We start from the raw sequence: 20,068 nt of genomic DNA, 5'->3' as shown, positions 1-20,068 counted from the left end.
CAATTACTCTGTTTAAATGTCCCGCTTTAATGCATTTTTTGTGGGTAAGGTTTAAAACACCTCATTTAGATAAAACGAACACAATCTATAGATCAATTGTGCAATCAGCTTTAAGTAAAGTATACGCCCAATAGGGGTATTTTTAAGGGAAAAAGTATACCTATAAGAGTGCTGTTATTGGCTCTTAATGCTATTGGGGCACTTTTAGCAAAACGAATTTACTCTTCGTCTGTAGGGTCATCCGCTTGTTCAGCTATCCATGCAACTGATACAACCTCTTCACCTCTGCCGGTGTTGAAAACCTTCACACCCCCAGCGCTGCGCGACCGAAAAGAAATACCTTCTACGGGGACGCGTATGGACTGACCCTTGGATGTGGCCAGCATAATTTGATCTTCTATATCAACAGGAAAACTTGCAACTAAATCGCCGCCGCGCATGGCTTTGTCCATAGCCGCAACACCCATGCCGCCACGCCCGCGCACAGGATAGTCATGGCTTGACGAAAGTTTGCCAGACCCGCCTGCAGAAATAGTTAGGATGAGGTTTTCTTCGGCTGACATTTCGGCATAGCGTGCAGGGCTTATGGTTGCGTGTGCATTGCTGTCATCTTCGTCAGTGATTTCTTCGTCATCCGTCATACCAGCCACTGCGCGGCGCATTTTCAAATAGGCGGCACGTTCATCCGAAGTGGCGATGAAATGCCGAATAATCGACATAGACACCACGCGGTCCTCGCCTGACAGGCGGATGCCTCTGACGCCGGTTGATTTTCTGCCTTTGAAAACTCTGACATCGGTTGTGGAAAACCGAATTGCACGGCCGGAATTTGTAACCAGCATGACATCATCATCTTCATTGGCGATCCGTGCATTTACCAACTCTACATTTTCCGGCAAATCCATCGCAATTTTTCCATTTGCCCGCACATTGGTGAAATCTGATAGGGCATTACGGCGAACATCGCCGGCGGATGTGGCAAAAATAATCTGAAGATTTTCCCATTCGGCCTCAGGCGCATCAACCGGCATAATAGCCGCAATAGAGACGCCGGTTGGAATAGGAAGAATATTGACGACAGCTTTTCCTTTCGCTGTGCGGCCCCCAAGCGGAAGCCGCCAGGTCTTGAGTTTATAGGCCATCCCATCGGTGGTGAAAAACAAAAGCTGTGTATGGGTGTTTGCGACAAAGAGCGTGGTGACCACATCTTCGTCTTTTGTTTGCATTCCTGACAGCCCCTTGCCACCGCGCCGCTGGGCACGAAAATCGGCCAACGGCGTGCGTTTTATATAGCCTGCAGCCGTTACGGTCACCACCATATCTTCGCGCTCGATGAGATCTTCATCTTCCATATCGCCAGACCACTCGATAATTTCGGTGCGGCGTGGAACGGAAAATTTTTCTCGGACATCTTCAAGCTCATCTTTGATGATCCGCATTATACGGTCTCGTGAACTGAGTATTTCGAGATAATCAATTATATTCTTTGCCAAGGCCTGAAGTTCGTCAGTGACTTCTTTTACCCCTAGCTGAGTCAAACGTTGCAGGCGAAGTTCAAGAATTGCTCGGGCCTGTGTTTCAGATAGATTATATGATCCATCGTCATTAATTTTATGCGTCGGATCGTCTATCAACTTGATATATTCGACAATGTCTTGTGCTGGCCACCGCCTGGTCATTAGCTTTTCTCTTGCATCAGCAGCATCAGCAGACGACCGAATGGTTGCAACCACTTCATCTACGTTAGAAACAGCCACAGCCAATCCACATAAAATATGGCTGCGCTCGCGGGCTTTGCGCAACTCAAATGCCACCCGACGGGCCACGACATCTTCGCGAAAATCAATGAAGTTTGTCAGGAAAGAGCGCAGCGTCAATTGTTCAGGACGCCCCCCGTTCAAAGCCAGCATGTTGCAGCCGAAGTACGTTTGCATCGGAGTGAAGCGATAAAGTTGATTTAGAACCACCTCGGCTGTGGCATCCCGCTTTAATTCGATCACAACACGCACGCCGTTTCGGTCGCTTTCGTCTTGGACATGCGAAATGCCATCTATTTTTTTATCGCGGACTTGCTCTGCGATTTTTTCAATCATTGAGGCTTTATTCACCTGATAGGGGATTTCATCAATGATGATCGCATATCGATCTTTTCGCAGTTCTTCGATCCGTGTCTTTGATCGGATAATAACGCTGCCACGTCCTTCTAGATATGCTTTGCGCGCACCAGAGCGGCCCAGCATTAGGCCTCCGGTCGGAAAATCCGGCCCCGGCACATATTGGATCAAATCTTCGCTGCTTAAGTCAGGATCTTCAATCAAAGCAAGTGTTGCTGTGACCACTTCGCCCAAGTTATGCGGCGGTATGTTCGTCGCCATCCCAACAGCAATTCCGCCAGCCCCGTTGACAAGCATATTGGGGAAGCGAGAGGGCAGAACTGTGGGCTCTCGATCTTTGCCGTCATAATTGTCCTGAAAATCAACCGTGTCTTTGTCTATGTCCGCAAGAAGATAGGCGGACGGTTTATCCATGCGCACTTCCGTGTAGCGCATGGCCGCCGGGTTATCACCATCCATCGACCCAAAATTACCTTGGCCATCTAGCAATGGCAGAGACATTGAAAAATCTTGGGCCATCCGCACAAGCGCATCATAAATCGCGCCGTCGCCGTGTGGGTGGTACTTACCCATGACATCACCAACAGGCCGGGCTGATTTACGATATGGTTTGTCGTGGCTATTGCCGGTTTCATGCATCGCATATAAAATTCGGCGATGCACAGGCTTTAGACCATCGCGTAAATCAGGGATTGCGCGGCTCACGATTACGCTCATGGCATAATCAAGATACGAGCTTTTCATCTCATCTGTGATCGATACGGACGGGCCGGAAAAAGCGCTGCTTGTTTCAGGCTGTTCGTCGTCTGTCGGAGGCAATTCAGGCGTGTCGGTCAAGGGGAGCGCTCATCTCTATGAAAGTCTAGATTTTGTTATTTTATGTATAACAGACCATGTATCTTGGGCGCAATGGTAGAGGTAGGATAAACCTGCTATTTATGCTGTTAATTTACCATGAGCAATCTAGGGTATAATGCGGGTGTATTTGGTGCCCTCAAGTGTTGCACCAATTTTTAACCCTGATTGTCCAAATATTACGGCAATAACTGGCGATAAAGCAGTCGTGGTTTCCGCTCTGACGTTTTCACCGCGATCTCTGAATGCATATTCTATATCCCCTGTGACGGCCCAGCCTTGGGAAAAGCGGAAGCTCTGAAGTGCATCCTCTGTTATAAAGAACAACACATGGGCATATTGTTGGGCGCCGACTTGCCACCCAAATCCTGCTGATGCAGTGGAATAATAATCAACGCTTACATTGCCAATGCGCAGCGCGCCGCGGCCATAAGAGCCGCCAAAACCAAAGCCTGCCTCTGTGACAAGCGGCATAACCAATATTCCGGATGACTTATTCGCAAGGTTTTTAATGTTTGGATGATCCGAGTACAATTGAGCCAGCGTTGCATCAACGCGGGCATCTATTTTCATGGCATTTTCGTTGATTATGTCGGTGCTAAAATTGTCACCAGTACAGGCAGCTAAGCCAAAGTATGAACCAACGCATAACGCCGCAAATGCCCGGCGCGAAAAAAGTTTAAACATTTTGTACCTGCTCGTGTGACTGGGTTTTCCCAATTTATGAGTAATTTATAGGCGAGGATTACCCTGCTGTCACTATCCTTGAGTTATTTGGTTAGGTTTTGGCAAGTTTGCGCGCTATTTCCAAAGCAAAATACGTTAATATTCCATCGCATCCAGCCCGTTTGAAGGCCAAAAGGCTTTCCATAACGACTTTGTCCCCGTCGAGCCAGCCATTTTGAATAGCAGCTTGTAACATCGCGTATTCACCCGAAACCTGATAGGCAAAAGTGGGCACGCCAAATTGCGCTTTTACACGGTGGCAAATGTCCAAATAGGGCATGCCGGGCTTTACCATCACCATATCGGCCCCTTCAGATAGGTCTCTGGCAACCAAACGCAACGCTTCTTGGCCGTTTGCCGGGTCCATTTGATAGGTGGACTTATCCCCTTTTAGGGTTCCACTGGCGCCAACAGCCTCCCGAAACGGGCCATAAAAGCCACTTGCGTATTTGGCTGCATAGGACAGCAAAAGCACATTCGGAAAATCATGCTCTTCCAAAGCCGAGCGGATTGCTCCGATCCGGCCATCCATCATATCTGAGGGTCCAATAATGTCTGCCCCAGCCTCTGCTTGCGATAGGGCTTGCTTGACCAACGCTTCCACTGTGAGGTCATTGACAACCTCACCATTCACCACCAAGCCATCATGGCCATTGGCATTATAGGGATCCAAAGCCACATCTGTCATCACGGCAATGTCTAGGCCCGCCGATTTAATCGCTCGGGTGGCTCGGTTTGAAAGGTTTTCTGGGTTCCAAGCTTCGGAGCAATCAGGTGTTTTTAATTTTGGGTTGGTATAGGGGAACAAACAAATTGCCGGAATGCCAAGACCCGCAGCCTCTTTGGCCGCGTCAACGACTTTGTCGACGCTGCGGCGCACGACCCCCGGCATCGATGCCACGGGCTGTTCAACGTTATCACCGTCACAGATGAAGATTGGCCAAATCAAATCACTCACAGATACACTATGTTCACGCGTTAAGGCGCGTGTTGCAGGTGATTGCCTAATGCGCCGAAGGCGGGTTTTTGGAAAAGGGGCGATGTTATCTGATGGCATTGGTTTCTCCATAACGCAGCTCTAAATGCCACGGATATATGCTCTGAACAAGTCTTTGAGTTCTGCGGGCAGCTTGCGTATTGAGTATTTCAGTTTAAATCGATGTGAGGAAGCATTTATGCGAGTGAGAATGTGTTAATATTTGAGGTTCTAGAATTTACATCTTTTTTCAGTTTTTGGTATTGGGTCTTGGTTATACTCGTTTGGGGTATGAGCGCTCAGATCATTCTCAGTGTGCCCTTTCATACGCTGCAACAAGCTAAATCCCAATCCAAAGAGCAACAAAGTGAATTGTTGATCTCCCTGCAACTGCATGCCCGACGTACTGTCGCAGCCTATACGCCGAATATGTCACTATTTTTAATAATTATGGGTGGGTTTTTATTTGGATTTTGCGGGTTTACGGGGTTCTTTTATCACAGTGAGCCGCTTCAGGCCCTGTTCTTTTTAATGGCTCCAGTAACATTCGTGGCATACTTGCGTTTGCGGTTGGCACGCAGTATCTGCGATGCTGTTCCAGTCTTTGATGTGGTCTATAGAACCCTTTGGTGGTATCGATTTTGGACTATTTTAATTGCGGGGTTGAGCATATTTTTGACGGCTTTCTGGGGGCTTGCCTATAATATAAACAATCTTGTACTTGGCCTTTGAATATCGGGCAGGAAGCGCAGACAAGGACGGAATGAGTAAACACAAAATAATTACAGTGGGCGGCGCCCCCGAAGGGTATGATGCGCAGCTTATTTTGCAAGAAATGCAGCAAAGTTCTTTGCCTGTTGTTCATATTGCACGAGACGATAAACGTTTGACGGCCTTGGTCGACGCTTTGAGGTTTTTTTCGCCTGATGTTCCGGTGGTTCAATTCCCAAGCTGGGACTGTATGCCCTATGACCGTGTATCTCCCAATGCAGATATTTCAGCGACCCGCATGGCAACCCTTGCAGGCTTGGTGCATGGAATGCCGGAACAATATGTGCTACTGACAACGGCTAATGCTGCCATGCAAAGGGTGCCGGCCCGCGTTGTGCTGAAAGCGTCCAGCTTTGTCGCAACTGTAGGTCATCAAATTAGCGACGCAAATTTACGCCAGTTTTTAACGGTGATGGGCTATGTACAAACATCCAAAGTGATGGAGCCGGGCGAATATGCAGTGCGTGGAGGTATTATTGATATTTTTGCGCCGGGTGACTTGGGGCCAATACGGCTTGATTTTTTTGGCAATGAGTTGGATGGGGCAAGGCGGTTTGACCCCGTTACGCAGCGCACAACAGAGCAATTGAAGCAGATCGAACTTGCGCCGGTGTCTGAAGTCATTCTGGATGAGGCCGCAATCACTCGCTTCCGGCAAAATTATCGAATTGAATTCGGAGCAGGCCGGTCTGATGATCCATTATATGAAGCCGTCAGCGCGGGCCGAAAATATCAAGGGGTTGAGCACTGGCTGCCGTTTTTCCACGAACACCTTGAAACCCTGTTTGATTATGTGCCCAAGGCAACAATCTGTTTCGATGATCAACTCATGTCGGCTCAATCGGCGCGGTGGGACATAGTCGTCGATCAATATGAAAATAGACAGCACGCCTTAGCGCAGAAAAGCCGATTGGATACGGTTTATAAACCAATTACTCCAGAGCTTTTGTATCTGAATGAAGATGGGTGGGACGCAGCCCTTCAAAGCCGCCGTATTTTACAGTTCAACCCCCTGCCGCAAAGTACTGGTTTGGGCGTGGTGGCCGCAGGCGGCCGCATAGGACGCAACTTTTCGCCAGAAAGACAAAGTAAAAATATAAACCTTTTTAGCGCCTTAGCAGACCATATTAAAGCCAAAATGGCGCAAGGGCCTGTGGTAATTGCAAGCTATTCTGAGGGCGCTCGAGAGCGTATTGGTGGGTTGCTCGAAGATCAAAATCTGCAAGGCGCCCTACCTGTCACCAACGGCAAAAGCTTGGGTGAGCGGGGGCTGTATTTGGCTGTTTGGGCGCTGGAGCACGGATTTGAAACCAACAATTTAACCGTGGTTTCCGAGCAGGACGTGCTTGGAGATCGGTTGATCCATCGGGCCAAAAAGCAAAAGAAGGCGGAAAATTTCTTAACCGAAACCCAAAGTTTATCGGTCGGGGATTTGGTTGTTCATATTGATCATGGAGTGGGCCGTTATCGCGGATTAGAGGTGGTCACAGCTGCTGGTGCTGCGCATGAGTGTCTTTTGCTAGAATATGCAGAAAATGCGCGGCTTTATTTGCCCGTTGAAAATATTGAATTGCTGAGTAAATTTGGCCATGAAAATGGACTTTTGGACCGCCTTGGCGGTGGGGCATGGCAAGCAAAAAAAGCGCGCTTAAAGCAAAGAATTCGCGATATGGCCGAGCGACTGATCAACGTTGCTGCCGAGCGTGCATTACGAAAAGCACCAATTTTAGAGCCGCCCATGGGCATGTGGGATGCCTTTTGTGCACGTTTTCCGTACCAAGAAACCGATGACCAGTTGGGCGCAATCACCGAGGTCGTGTCTGATTTGACCTCTGGATTACCTATGGACCGGTTGATTTGTGGCGATGTCGGTTTTGGAAAAACTGAAGTTGCAATGCGGGCTGCTTTTGTTGCCGCGATGTCTGGCGTACAGGTTGCGGTAATTTCTCCCACAACTTTGTTGACGCGGCAACATGCGCAAAGCTTCAAAGACCGCTTTCGGGGCTTTCCGCTCGAGGTTCGGCAACTGTCCCGATTTATAGGGGCAAAAGAAGCTCAGGAAACCCGTGATAACCTTGCAGCCGGAACAGTGGATGTTGTGATCGGCACGCACGCATTGCTGGCAAAAAATATTCGTTTCAAGAATTTGGGGCTCTTGATTATAGATGAAGAGCAACATTTCGGTGTGCAGCACAAAGAGCGGCTGAAACAAATGCGTTCGGATATTCATGTGCTGACTTTAACCGCGACCCCGATCCCGCGCACGTTGCAGCTATCTCTGTCTGGGGTGCGGGATTTGTCAATTATCGGCACTCCGCCAGTAGATCGCTTGTCCATTCGCACCTATGTCAGCGAATTCGATGCCGTGACCATTCGCGAAGCATTGCTCAGAGAGCATTATCGGGGCGGGCAATCCTTTTATGTCGTTCCAAGGTTAAGTGATCTGCCTGAAATTGAAGAATTTTTAAAGGACCAACTTCCCGAGCTTAGCTATGTTGTGGCCCATGGTCAGATGGCTGCAGGTCAGCTTGATGAGCGCATGAACGCTTTTTACGATGGCAAATATGATGTGCTTTTGGCCACCAGCATCGTCGAATCAGGTCTGGATATTCCAACCGCAAACACCATGGTGGTGCATCGAGCAGATATGTTTGGGTTGGCGCAGCTCTATCAAATTAGGGGCCGGGTCGGGCGCTCGAAAACCCGTGCTTATGCCTATGTCACCGTTAAGCCCAAGGCCAAATTAACACCAACGGCGCAGAAGCGTCTGAGAGTGCTTGGATCACTTGACACGCTGGGCGCCGGATTTTCGATTGCTTCGCAGGACCTGGATATTCGAGGGGCTGGTAATTTGCTGGGTGAAGAGCAGTCTGGGCAAATGCGCGAGGTCGGCTACGAACTTTATCAATCGATGCTTGAAGAGGCGATAGCAAAAATTAAAGCTGGAGAATTAGAGGGCCTATCGCAAGCGGATGACCAATGGGCACCACAAATCAACCTTGGGGTCTCTGTGTTAATTCCAGAAAGCTATGTGCCTGATCTGGATGAAAGACTTGGTCTGTATCGGCGGTTATCGAGCCTCAGCAAAAAGGTTGAATTGGAAGGCTTTGCCGCAGAACTAATTGACCGATTTGGAAAGCTGCCCCGAGAGGTTAATACTTTAATGCTGGTGGTTCGCATAAAATCCATGTGCAAACGAGCGGGCATTGCAAAGTTGGATGGCGGGCCAAAAGGTGCGATCATCCAATTTCACAACGATAAGTTTGCCTCGCCAAAAGGGCTGGTCGAGTTTCTGGAAGACCAGCGGGGGCTGGCCAGAATCAAGGAAAACAAACTGGTCATCCGGCGCGATTGGAAAAAAGATGCGGATAAGATCAAAGGTGCGTTTGCTGTCGCAAAAGATCTCGCCGAAAAAGTCATTTTGGAAAATGAGTCCAAAAGAGCCAAATCTTCTGCCCCGCCCCCCGCTTAAGGGGGCAGAATTTAACTTATTCCCTCAAGGTTAGCGCGTGTTTTCTGTCAGACGCCTTTTGACATAGCCTGTGACATGATCAATCATCGTGTCCATATGTGGCTCTTCAAAAAAATGCCCCGAGCCTTCAAGCTCGGTATGAGTAATCGTAATCCCTTTTTGCTCATGCAGCTTATCAACCAGACCGACGGTGTCAGCCGGCGGCGCAATGCGGTCTTCTGTACCGTTGATAACCAAGCCTGATGAAGGGCAGGGCGCGAGAAAGGAAAAGTCATACATATTTGCAGGTGGTGAGGCGGAAATAAAACCTGTGATCTCAGGCCTGCGCATCAACAATTGCATGCCGATCCAGGCTCCAAAGCTAAATCCCGCCACCCAACAATGTTTTGAATTATTGTTCATGGACTGAAGATAATCTAGTGCTGAAGCCGCATCGCTGAGTTCACCAACACCCTGATCATATTCGCCTTGACTGCGACCCACGCCTCGGAAATTAAAACGTAAAACGGTAAAGCCCATGTTATAAAAGGCATAGTGCAGGTTGTAGACCACCTTATTGTTCATTGTTCCGCCAAATTGAGGGTGCGGATGCAGAACAATCGCGATGGGGGCATCGCGGTCTTTTTGTGGGTGATAACGACCTTCTAGACGGCCCTCGGGGCCAGGAAAAATTACCTCGGGCATGGTTTCTGATATCTCCTCAAAAGCCGTTTGCTTATTCTTGACAAAACCGGTTGGCTAATTTAGAACAATTCTAAACACGGACAGGATTGTTCGGTTGACATGCAGATAAGCGTTGCTGGCCGTTAGGTCAATCAATTTGCGGGAAAGCTAAATGAAACTAAGTACAAAGGGGCGCTATGCGATGGTCGCCTTGACTGATATCGCTCTGCAGAGTGGTCAGGAATTGGTGACGCTTGGTGATATATCAAAAAGGCAAGATATTTCCTTGGCGTATCTTGAGCAATTGTTTGTAAAACTGCGTCGCAAGGGATTAGTGGATTCTGTTCGAGGGCCAAGCGGAGGTTACCGACTGGCAAAATCAATGCACGAGATTCGAGTGATTGATGTGCTGTCAGCTGTCGATGAAACAGTGGATGCATTGTATAAGGGTGCGGGTGCATCTGGCGGCCTATCTGGTAGTAAGTCTCAATCATTAACCAACCGCCTTTGGGAAGGTCTGAGCGCCCATGTTTATGTTTTCTTGCATCAAACACGCTTGTCGGATGTGATCGAAAACGATCTTGTGCCTTGTCCGGCAGTTCCGAATATTTTTGCTGTTGTCGATGAGTGATGGATCGGGCGTATCTTGATTATAATGCCAGCGCCCCGCTGAGGTCAGAGGCAAGGCAAGCGATGGTTCAGGCAATGGATTGCGTGGGTAACCCATCGTCAGTTCATGCTGAGGGGCGGGCCGCAAAGGCAATTCTTGAGCGGGCGCGTGAGCAAATCGCACAAGCCTTGGGTGCCCAAGGCGCAGATATTATTTTTACATCTGGGGCGACCGAAGCAGCTGGTCTGGCGTTGCATGGTCGCGCTTTTAGCTGCGCTGATGTCGAGCATGAAGCTGTACGTGCATGGTGCAAAACTGACTTAAGTGTCGATAAACAAGGACAAATCACAGTTCACGAACCTGAAAGAAGTGCAGTGCAATTGGCCAACTCAGAAACGGGCATACTCCAAACTTTGCCTAAAGGGGTGGCGGTCTGCGATATGACCCAAGCCTTTGGCAAATTGCCCGTTGCCTTCAATTGGACCGGGGCTCAGATGGGACTGATCTCAGCGCATAAAATAGGAGGCCCGAAAGGGATCGGTGCTTTGGTGATCAAGCGTGGAACTGAACTCGCAGCTCAGATCAAGGGCGGCGGCCAAGAAATGGGGCGGCGCTCGGGTACTGAAAACCTTGTTGGCATCGCCGGTTTTGGAGCGGCCGCAGAGGCCGCAATCCGCGATGTTGAGCAGGGGGTTTGGGCGCATGTTGAAAAACTTAGAAACATTCTAGAAAATAGTATTGAACAAATATCTGCGTCTACTATTTTTATAGGGAAATCGCGACCTAGATTACCAAATACAAGCTGCATGGTGACCCAAGGCTGGAAAGGTGAAACGCAAGTGATGCAGATGGATTTGGCTGGGCTGGCCGTTTCCGCCGGATCGGCTTGTTCAAGCGGCAAAGTAAAAGAAAGCCGCGTTTTGCGGGCTATGGGATTTGGGGCAAGCAGTACGGGATCTGCCTTGCGGGTAAGTTTGGGGCCTGAAACCCGACAAAAGGACATAGATTGGCTGGTTGAAAGTTGGTCAAAACAATATAAAAAATGGGCTGCTCGCGCTATGACTGCACAGAATGAACAGGAGACCTTGAATGGCAACTTTGGATAAAATCGAGGTCAAGGAAGGGGTTGATCAAAAAACTGTGGAAGCAGTTCATGAGGTTGGTCAAACCTACAAGTATGGCTGGAATACTGAGATTGACATGGACTATGCCCCGAAAGGCGTAAATCCAGATATTGTGAAATTGATCTCTAAAAATAATGACGAACCTGAGTGGATGACGGACTGGCGCTTGCAGGCTCTTGAGCGGTGGGAGCAGTTGAAAGAGCCTAACTGGGCGATGGTCAGCTATCCTGAAATAGATTATCAGGATTTGTATTATTATGCCCGCCCAAAATCCATGATTGAAAAGCCTAAATCTCTGGATGAGGTCGACCCAAAATTGCTTGCCACCTATGAAAAACTAGGCATTCCCTTGAAAGAACAAATGATTTTGGCAGGGGTAGAGGGCGCAGAAAATGCCCCAGCAGAAGGCCGCAAAGTTGCTGTAGACGCTGTGTTTGATAGCGTCTCCGTCGGCACCACTTTTCAAGCCGAGCTGAAAAGGGCGGGGGTTATATTTTGTTCGATTTCCGAGGCGATTAAAGAGCATCCGGAACTGGTGAAAAAATATTTGGGCACAGTTGTTCCAGTGTCAGATAACTATTTTGCCACCCTCAACAGTGCTGTTTTTTCGGATGGATCGTTTGTCTACATCCCACCGGGCGTCCGCTGCCCGATGGAATTGAGTACCTATTTTAGGATCAATGCAGAAAATACGGGACAGTTTGAGCGCACTTTAATCATTGCCGATAAAGGCTCTTATGTCAGTTATTTAGAAGGCTGCACCGCGCCAAAGCGTGATACCGCGCAACTTCACGCTGCAGTGGTCGAAATCATTGTCGAAGAAGATGCAGAAGTTAAATATTCCACAGTGCAAAATTGGTTCCCAGGGGATGAAGACGGCAATGGTGGTATTTATAATTTTGTAACGAAGCGTGCTGATTGTCGCGGTGATCGGGCAAAGGTTATGTGGACGCAAGTGGAAACCGGCTCTGCTGTCACTTGGAAATACCCGTCATGTATTTTGCGCGGCAATGAATCACAGGGTGAGTTTTATTCGATTGCAATTGCCAATAATCACCAGCAGGCAGATACCGGCACGAAAATGGTGCATCTTGGGCAAAATACCAAGTCCCGCATTGTATCCAAAGGTATCTCTGCCGGGGTTGCTCAAAATACATATCGCGGTTTGGTTTCCATGCATCCAAAGGCAAAGAATAGCCGAAATTACACGCAATGTGACAGTTTGCTCATTGGTGGTAATTGCGGGGCGCACACTGTTCCGTATATTGAAGTCAGAAATAACTCTTCGCGTGCAGAGCATGAGGCAACCACTTCAAAAGTAGATGATGATCAGCTGTTTTATTGCCGCCAGCGCGGCATGGATGAAGAAGCGGCTGTGGCGTTGGTTGTGAACGGGTTTTGTAAAGAAGTGCTGCAGGCGCTTCCAATGGAGTTTGCAATGGAGGCACAGCAGTTGGTGGCAATATCGCTCGAAGGTTCAGTTGGTTAGCAAAGAGACCAAGGTTTTCATTTCTCAATTCATTCAAAGATTGGGATTTTGGAAGTCACATACTTATGACCCAAATGGGCTCTGTGAAAGTCTCTAAACAAGAAAAAGGATGCAGCAAATGATAATCACCACCACTCACAGTATCGAAGGGAAAACGATCAAAGAATACCGCGGTGTTGTGGTCGGAGAGGCGATTATGGGCGCCAATGTGGTACGTGATATCTTTGCATCGATCACCGATGTGATCGGGGGACGGTCAGGCGCCTATGAAACAAAATTGGCAGAGGCGCGTGAAGTCGCAATGCAAGAGTTGGAAGAAAGCGCAAAAAGCAAAGGTGGAAACGCTGTTGTTGGCGTTGATTTAGATTATGAAGTGGTCGGGCAGTCGATGCTCATGGTGTCAGTAAGCGGAACAGCGGTTGTAATTTAACCCTAACCGTAACATAGACAGGCCACAAAGACCCCTGAAGGAAACTGGAATGCTAGAAATCAAAAACTTACACGTTTCTTTGGAAGAAGAAGACAAACAAATCCTGAAAGGCGTTGATCTCAAGGTTGAGGCCGGCAAAGTGCATGCCATTATGGGGCCCAACGGATCTGGAAAATCAACACTTTCATACGTTTTAAGCGGAAAATCTGGTTATCAGGTCACAGATGGAAGTGTGATGCTTCGGGGCGAGGAAATACTTGACTTTGAACCCGAGGAACGGGCTGCTGCGGGGCTATTTTTAGCGTTTCAGTATCCGGTTGAAATACCTGGGGTTGGAAACATGACCTTTCTACGCACGGCGCTAAATTCCCAGCGAAAGATGCGGGGAGAAGAGGAAATGAGCGCGGCAGAGTTCCTGCGAGTTGTGCGGGAAAAGGCGAAGAGTTTGAAAATTGACGCAGATATGCTGAAGCGACCGGTCAATGTTGGCTTTTCAGGTGGTGAGAAAAAGCGAAATGAAATTCTTCAAATGGCTCTTCTAGAACCTAAAATGTGCATCTTGGATGAAACCGATAGTGGTCTTGATGTTGATGCCATGAAACTTGTTGCCCGTGGTGTTAACGCTTTGCGGGATGAAAATCGCGGATTTTTGGTGATTACCCATTATCAACGGCTGTTAGATCACATTGCGCCTGATGTTGTTCACATTATGGCTGATGGCAAGATTGTGAAAACAGGCGGTCCTGAACTTGCCCTAGAAGTTGAAGCCAACGGGTATTCAGACATTCTTGCGGAGGTCGCCTAGATGGGGTTTGCCAAGCCTAGTAACGCGTTGGTTGATCTTTGGCTGGACCGTGCGGAAAATCCCACTGATCAAGGTTGGTCAGAGCAGCAGCGTGTAAACGCGAGGGCTCGCGTTCAATCAATGGGCTTGCCAAACCGGCGTGACGAATACTGGAGGTATACACGGCCAGATAGGCTGACTGAGGCGGCGGCGCCGACAGCGGCACTGTTGAGCAGCGAAGATCAAGCGATCTTTTCAGGTTTTGACCAGATTAAAATAGTGTTTGTCGATGGTGTGTTTTCCCCGGAAATGTCGGATAATTTGGAGGGGCAAGAGCTCAGCATTGAGTTGTTATCGCAAACCCAAGCTCTAGGTGAGCATTGGGCGTCAGATATTTTTGGGAAATTGGAAACCGCAGGACAGTCACCCGTTGCGCGCCCTTTGGCGGCCTTGAACACTGCGTTGGCCGACGACGGGGTTTTAGTGCATGCAAAGGGCGCCATATCAAAACCCGTGCATTTAATTTATTTGCGGCAAAATCAAACTTGTGATGTGATGCTTCATCATATTGTAAAAGTTGATAGCGGGGCTTCTTTATCTCTCTTGGAAAGCGGTTCCATTGGAGCGCGCAGTAATTTAGTATTGGAAACAGATATCGGTGCGGCAGGTAGCTTTCGCCATATCCGGATTCAAGGTCGCGATCATCAACGGCTTGCAGCAACGCATCACTTTGCAAGGTTACAGCAGGAAAGTACCTTTAAGTCTTTCACACTGACTGCAAACGGGGCTCTGACCCGCAATGAATGTGTTATTGAATTGCTTGGAGATGATGGTGTTGCCCATGTGGCAGGCGCCTGCGTTGGTGATGGTGATTTTGTTCATGATGACACTGTCTTTGTGACCCATGATGCAGTGGGATGTGAAAGTCGCCAGGTCTTTAAGAAAGTGCTCCGAAATGGAGCGACCGGCGTTTTTCAGGGAAAGATTTTAGTCAAACAGCATGCACAAAAAACGGATGGATATCAAATCAGTCAATCCCTGCTGCTTGATGAAGATAGCCAGTTTCTTGCCAAGCCTGAATTAGAAATTTATGCGGATGATGTCGCGTGTTCACACGGCTCTACATCAGGCGCGGTGGACGAAGATGCACTCTTTTATCTTCGGTCTCGCGGCGTTCCGCAGGCAATGGCGACCGATATGCTCACTTTGTCTTTTCTGGCGGAAGCGGTGAATGAAATTGATGATGCACAGCTCAGAGAGTGCGTTGTCGAATGGCTTGAAGGCTGGCTAGCAAGGCGGCGCACGTAAGATGTCTTTGATTGGGAATATTATTAGAAGTTACCACCGCCCACAGGTCGTCGTCGCACAATTTGTGGCCAATGGAGCACGCGAAGATAGGGCGTTGGGGTTCTTAGCCGGCGGCTGCGTTATTGCCTTTATTGCACAGTGGCCCCGATTGGCACGACAGTCTTTTATTGAAGGGCAAGCTCTTGATATGTTGATAGGTGGAGCCTTGTATGCCTGGATTTTTCTGGCCCCTTTAATGTTCTACATTTTGGCTGGGCTGGTTCAGTTTATCGGCTATCTTATGGGATCAAAGCGCTCGGGCGCTCAAACAAGAACTGCAATATTTTGGGCTTTTCTGGCCACGGCGCCTTTGCTGCTCGTGGTTGGGGTAATTGGTGGATTTATTGGGGCCTCGGCGATGAAAACCTTTGTTGAAGTGATCTGGCTGGCAAGTTTTATTTGGTTTGTCATTGCCGGTCTTCGGGCTGCAGGACATCAGCCAGAATGACATCTAGTGTCAATATACAAATGCTGTTTCGACAGAGCTTTGTTGAACCCAAAGCCGCCGCAAAGCAGTTTTTGGCGCTTGATCTGTCCTATGATGCGGTTTTTTCTTTATTTTTGGTAACGGTTTGCGCCAACACTGTTTTGATTTTTGGCTTTGAAACACTTTTTCAAGAGCAACAGTGGCTGGTTGTATCTCTCCTTTCACCTTGGCAATTTGCTGCAATTACACTGGTAACCAATCTTGCTATTTCTCTTGGCATTGCTTGGATCGGGCCAAAGTTCTCTGGACAAGGGTCTTTCCAAGCCGTGATGGGTTTGGTCGCATGGTTCCAAGTAGTTAAATTGGGCATGCAGGTGGTTCTCACTTTCACACTGATTTTACCATTTGGATTTGCGATATTTGTTCTCCTTGGAACAATTGGCTGGTCACTTTGGATTTTTATTGCATTTTTTGACGAAGTGCATCAATTCGATAACATGCTTAAATCCTCCCTCGTTGCTTTACTGGGCAGTGCAATTGGGATGTTTGGACTGATTTTGATTATTTTATTATTTGTCGATCTGGGGGGTGTGGGTAGTGGTATTTGATGTTGAAAAAATCCGTGCTGATTTTCCCATTCTGCACCGGCAGGTTAATAATAAACCATTGGTTTATCTTGATAATGGCGCATCCTCCCAAAAGCCAAATGTGGTGATTGATGCCATCTCTAATGCCTATTCAAACGAGTATGCCAATGTGCATCGCGGGCTGCATTTTCTCAGCAATCTGGCAACGGATAAATATGAAGCAGTACGCGGCATTGTCGCGAAATTTCTTAACGTTTTTGATGAAAATGAGATTGTTTTAAACTCGGGAACAACCGAGGGGATCAATACAGTTGCCTATGGCTGGGCAATGAACGTGATGCAGCCGGGCGATGAAATTATTTTAAGCGTTATGGAGCATCACGCCAATATCGTCCCTTGGCAGTTTTTGCGCGAACGCTATGGTATCAAGTTAACATGGGTTGATATCGATGACAGGGGCGCACTTGATCCGCAAGCGGTCATCGATGCTATTGGGCCGAAAACCCGGCTCATTGCCGTCACCCATATGTCGAATGTGCTGGGGTCCAAAGTGGATGTGAAATCCATCTGCTCCGCGGCCGCCAGCAGGGGTGTACCCGTATTGGTGGATGGGTCGCAGGCCGCGGCACATATGCCGGTAGATATATCAGACATTGGCTGCGACTTTTATGCGATCACAGGCCATAAGCTTTGTGGGCCTTCGGGCTCTGGTGCGATCTTTATTCGCAAAGATCGGATGCTTGAAATGCGACCGTTTATGGGCGGCGGCGATATGATCCGCGAAGTTCACAAAGACAACGTGATCTATAATGATCCACCAATGATGTTTGAGGCAGGAACACCTGGAATTGTCCAAACGATCGGCTTGGGTGTTGCGCTTGATTATATGATGAATCTAGGTATGCAAAATATTGCAGCACATGAAGATGGCATAGTAAAATATGCACTATCTCGTTTACAGGCGTTGAATTGGCTTAACCTGCAGGGACCAGCCAATGAGCGAGGCGCAATTTTCTCGTTTACCATGGCGGGGGCAGCGCATGCGCATGATATTTCAACAATTCTTGATAAAAAAGGCATAGCAGTAAGAGCGGGTCAGCATTGTGCCGGGCCGCTTATGGATCATTTGGGAATTACAGCATCCTGCCGCGCTTCATTTGCTTTCTATAATACTAAACAAGAGGTAGACGCTTTGGTGGATGGTTTGCAATTGGCCCAAGACCTCTTAGGTTAGAGCGCCGCATTTAATCGTTGCGGCAAGAATGCCTAGCCGCTATACCGCGTCGCAAAGGCACCCGTAGCTCAGCTGGATAGAGCGCTGCCCTCCGAAGGCAGAGGCCAGAGGTTCGAATCCTCTCGGGTGCGCCACTATCAAGCACGTATATTGTAATTATTTCTGATTAAACCGTGAACTATCAGTGTCTTATGGGTTTTGGCGGTGAGGCTGTGTTAAAATATCTGCCTAAATCCCTCAACAAATCCCTCAACATTTTCACAATTTATTAACCAATTTAGTCCCTCTCTTGTGACTGCGGGCGCATGTTGATTTGGCGTTGGTCCCGTAGAATGGAAGAGATGTTATGGGTTTACGCACGCATTTAAGGTGGCCTTTTTATCAAAGCTGGTTTTGAGCGGGTGGGGGTTCATTTGGACAGGGGCCGCTATTACTGGGTCAAGCGGGTGCCAAAGCGATTTAGGCGCGTGGTGCTTGGCGTGTCTGGGCGGCCGGTACAGCAGCTGCGTGTGGCGCTCAACACTGATAGCAAAACAGTCGCATTACAAAAATCAGCGATAATCGAGGCAGCAAAGCTTGCCGAGTGGGAGGCACTGGCCAGCAGTGATCCGGGATCGGCTCGGCAACATTTTCTGGTGGCGCAAAAGCTGGCGCAATCGCGGGGATTTCCATATAAGCCATTCTCTGAGCTGCTCACAGGTCCCATTGATGATCTGGCTGAACGGCTCATTAGCCTAGAGAATGCGATTGATAAGCCTGTTGTTCTGGATGCCGTTTTGGGTCTTTCTGGAGTGGTTTTACCGGATCTTGCAGGGGTTCTGAAAGAATATATCGATCTGACACGCCATAGGCATTTGAAGAAATCAGACGGGCAAAGGCATCGCTGGGCGTTGCCGCGTCAAAGGGCAGTGAAAAATTTCCTAACGGTCATGGGGCCCGGTTCTGCACGGCCCGTTGATGAAATAAGCCGCGCTGATGCTTTGAAGTTTCGCGCTTGGTGGTTTGATCGCGTGGCCAATGGCATGGCGCCCGGTTCAGCAAATAAAGATTTTACGCATTTAGCAGAAATTTGGAACACTTGGACCACTCTTACTTCGCATGATTTGCCAAACCCGTTTGCCAAAATGGCTTTGGCCAATGAAAGCGAAACCACCCGGCCGCCGTTCAGCCGCCAATGGGTGGCAGAGCGCTTGCTGGCTCCTCACATCTTTGACCAGCTTAATGCAGAGGCGCGGGACATATTTCTGATGATGGTCAATACCGGGATACGGCCGAGCGAAGTAACCGATGCACCACTTACCGATTTTTACCTTCAAGAAGACATCCCGTTTTTGCGTATCGCGCCACATGGCCGTGAGCTAAAGGTCAAACACACGCGCCGTGATATTCCTTTGTTGGGGGTTTCGTTGGAAGCGGCGCAGCGTATTATGGGGCGTGGCGGGGTCCAAAGATATGCAGGTAAAGCTGGCGGGTGGTCCGCTGTGACCAACAAATATCTACTCAATAACGGGCTCAAGGAAACGCTGTCTCATACGGCATATTCACTGCGCCATTACGTTGAGGATGAGCTTTTGGCCGCAGGGGTTGATGATCGGATACGTGCGGATATTTTGGGCCATAAATACCACCGCCCAAACTACGGCCAAGGAGGAGGTCTTTTGGGACGCTATGGCGCATTAATGAAAATCGCGCTCTAGTTTTGGTGTGAATTTTTAACGCTAAAGCCTCTCAAACAAATGACCCCAACCGCACCGCTGATTTTTTCCGCTGTTTTAAAAATTGGGCGCGCGATAATGGCGCGCGGATTTATTCGGATGCAGCGCTGCGCGATACGGTGGTCGAAAAGGGTTTTCCAAAAATCAAGTCACATGGCTACATGGTTTTTGCCGGATTCAAGCTGCGCGAGGATGAAGCTACGACCCGATATCTCACCGAAACCCCGCCGGGCGGGGCGTCCTGATGCCCCGGCAACGCTATCCCCGCGCCCCTATAAAGACCCCGAACCGGGGGAGTTTGGGGAGTCCAGAAAGATTAAAAGGAATGGCCGCGTGCGGCCATGCTTTGATTTTAAAGAAAAAAACGAATTTTTGGGGATGCTTTGGGGACACTTTGGGGACACTTTTTAGGGGTTTGGGGGAGGGTGAAATTTTGATAAATCGTTTATATATAAGGGGTTATACCCCTTATATATTATGGGGAGTATGGGGAGGGTATATATAGGCATAAAAAGAAATTATGTGTTTAAAGGTGTTTTATTTATAAGTAGCTGGCACCCCTCCCCAACATCCCCAAACTCCCCAGGCATAGAAAAAGGATTATTAAATGCAAAAAGCACCGCATCACTTTGAGTTAATCCGCATCGGCCGAAATGGCCGCTAAACTACACCGTTCAAGCGCCGCCGATCTTTGGCTGTTGAGCATCCTCTATCACCGGCGCGGTGAGGCGCCATAGAGGTCTA

16 protein-coding genes and 1 tRNA gene are annotated in these 20,068 nt (G+C 48.6%); 13 read left to right on the top strand and 4 right to left on the bottom strand.

Annotated elements, in window-relative coordinates; all coding sequences use genetic code 11:
* Positions 1-218: 218 nt before the first annotated feature.
* From gyrA to hemB, 3 genes are all read right to left on the bottom strand, one after another.
* Positions 219-2,951, bottom strand: a complete 2,733-nt coding sequence (gene gyrA / locus GN278_11215; protein XAT61262.1) for a DNA gyrase subunit A — start codon at positions 2,949-2,951, stop codon at positions 219-221.
* 126 nt (positions 2,952-3,077) lie between these two features.
* Complete coding sequence (locus tag GN278_11210; GenBank protein XAT61261.1) at positions 3,078-3,656, bottom strand: twin-arginine translocation pathway signal; 579 nt, start codon at positions 3,654-3,656, stop codon at positions 3,078-3,080.
* 91 nt (positions 3,657-3,747) lie between these two features.
* Positions 3,748-4,752 carry a porphobilinogen synthase gene (gene hemB / locus GN278_11205; protein ID XAT61260.1) on the bottom strand — a complete coding sequence of 335 codons (1,005 nt, stop codon included), beginning with the start codon at positions 4,750-4,752 and terminating at the stop codon, positions 3,748-3,750.
* Between the two features lie 210 nt (positions 4,753-4,962).
* Between hemB and GN278_11200 the strand changes: the two genes are divergently transcribed.
* Positions 4,963-5,403: a hypothetical protein gene (locus GN278_11200; protein ID XAT61259.1), complete on the top strand. Its 441-nt coding sequence runs from the start codon at positions 4,963-4,965 to the stop codon at positions 5,401-5,403.
* A 31-nt stretch (positions 5,404-5,434) separates the two neighbouring features.
* On the top strand, positions 5,435-8,914 hold the full coding sequence (gene mfd / locus GN278_11195) for a transcription-repair coupling factor (protein XAT61258.1): 3,480 nt from the start codon (positions 5,435-5,437) through the stop codon (positions 8,912-8,914).
* 30 nt (positions 8,915-8,944) lie between these two features.
* On the opposite strand, the gene GN278_11190 is transcribed toward mfd, so the two are convergent.
* Positions 8,945-9,598 (bottom strand): alpha/beta hydrolase, encoded by a 654-nt coding sequence (locus tag GN278_11190; protein XAT61257.1) that lies wholly within the window; start codon positions 9,596-9,598, stop codon positions 8,945-8,947.
* Between the two features lie 151 nt (positions 9,599-9,749).
* Between GN278_11190 and GN278_11185 the strand changes: the two genes are divergently transcribed.
* The 11 genes from GN278_11185 to GN278_11135 all read left to right on the top strand — a co-directional run bounded on the left by GN278_11185 (position 9,750) and on the right by GN278_11135 (position 19,306).
* Positions 9,750-10,208 (top strand): Rrf2 family transcriptional regulator, encoded by a 459-nt coding sequence (locus GN278_11185; protein XAT61256.1) that lies wholly within the window; start codon positions 9,750-9,752, stop codon positions 10,206-10,208.
* On the top strand, positions 10,208-11,293 hold the full coding sequence (locus GN278_11180) for an aminotransferase class V-fold PLP-dependent enzyme (GenBank protein ID XAT61255.1): 1,086 nt from the start codon (positions 10,208-10,210) through the stop codon (positions 11,291-11,293). The genes GN278_11185 and GN278_11180 overlap by 1 nt, the downstream gene beginning before the upstream one ends.
* Positions 11,277-12,800, top strand: coding sequence for a Fe-S cluster assembly protein SufB (sufB, locus tag GN278_11175; protein XAT61254.1), 1,524 nt, complete (start codon positions 11,277-11,279; stop codon positions 12,798-12,800). The genes GN278_11180 and sufB overlap by 17 nt, the downstream gene beginning before the upstream one ends.
* A 118-nt stretch (positions 12,801-12,918) precedes the next feature.
* Entirely contained in the window at positions 12,919-13,230 is a 312-nt protein-coding gene (locus tag GN278_11170; protein XAT61253.1) for a heavy metal-binding domain-containing protein, read from the top strand.
* 49 nt (positions 13,231-13,279) lie between these two features.
* Positions 13,280-14,035 (top strand): Fe-S cluster assembly ATPase SufC, encoded by a 756-nt coding sequence (gene sufC, locus GN278_11165; GenBank protein ID XAT61252.1) that lies wholly within the window; start codon positions 13,280-13,282, stop codon positions 14,033-14,035.
* Positions 14,036-15,322, top strand: a complete 1,287-nt coding sequence (locus tag GN278_11160; protein ID XAT61251.1) for a Fe-S cluster assembly protein SufD — start codon at positions 14,036-14,038, stop codon at positions 15,320-15,322.
* A 1-nt stretch (position 15,323) separates the two neighbouring features.
* On the top strand, positions 15,324-15,809 hold the full coding sequence (locus GN278_11155) for a YIP1 family protein (GenBank protein ID XAT61250.1): 486 nt from the start codon (positions 15,324-15,326) through the stop codon (positions 15,807-15,809).
* Positions 15,810-15,880: 71 nt separating this feature from the next.
* Positions 15,881-16,396: a hypothetical protein gene (locus GN278_11150; protein XAT61249.1), complete on the top strand. Its 516-nt coding sequence runs from the start codon at positions 15,881-15,883 to the stop codon at positions 16,394-16,396.
* Positions 16,386-17,609, top strand: a complete 1,224-nt coding sequence (gene sufS / locus GN278_11145) for a SufS family cysteine desulfurase (protein ID XAT61248.1) — start codon at positions 16,386-16,388, stop codon at positions 17,607-17,609. The genes GN278_11150 and sufS overlap by 11 nt, the downstream gene beginning before the upstream one ends.
* A 57-nt stretch (positions 17,610-17,666) precedes the next feature.
* Positions 17,667-17,743 (top strand) — tRNA-Arg (locus GN278_11140).
* 279 nt (positions 17,744-18,022) lie between these two features.
* A complete protein-coding gene (locus tag GN278_11135; protein ID XAT61247.1) occupies positions 18,023-19,306 on the top strand; it encodes a tyrosine-type recombinase/integrase in 1,284 nt (427 codons plus the stop codon).
* Positions 19,307-20,068: the final 762 nt, after the last annotated feature.

Source organism: Rhodobacteraceae bacterium Araon29 (assembly GCA_039640505.1).
In the GTDB taxonomy this organism is placed as follows: Bacteria; Pseudomonadota; Alphaproteobacteria; order Rhodobacterales; family Rhodobacteraceae; genus CABZJG01.
Note: the sequence above shows the minus strand (reverse complement) of the source record. Positions and strands in the feature narration are given on the sequence as shown.